This window comes from Pantoea sp. S62, assembly GCF_016658625.1.
Taxonomy (GTDB): domain Bacteria; phylum Pseudomonadota; class Gammaproteobacteria; order Enterobacterales; family Enterobacteriaceae; genus Pantoea; species Pantoea vagans.
The window spans coordinates 1-229 of the sequence record NZ_JACVVI010000082.1 but is presented as its reverse complement, the minus strand read 5'-3'; the positions used below and the strand labels follow the sequence as shown (position 1 = coordinate 229).

Annotated in this window: 1 protein-coding gene; it reads left to right on the top strand. The window is 64.2% G+C overall.

Annotation, left to right across the window (positions count from 1 at the left end; genetic code table 11):
• On the top strand, window positions 1–229 hold a 229-nt coding region (gene traF / locus IBT54_RS25020), incomplete at both ends, for a conjugal transfer protein TraF (RefSeq protein ID WP_201253342.1).

The window sequence follows — 229 nt, the reverse complement described above, 5'->3', positions numbered from 1 at the left end:
CACGTTCCTGCGCTGGCAGAAGTTCTGGACCGACCGGGCCTCGATGTTCAGTCAGTCCTTTGCCGTGGCGCAGCTTGACCATCCGGACCTTGACTACAACCTTGACCACCCGCACTACAACAGCACCGCGCCGCTGCAGCAGGCGCGGGACCAGCAGGAGCAGACGCAGGCCATCAGTCAGCTTGCCGGCCAGTACGGGCTGTTCTACTTCTACCGCGGCGGTGACCCG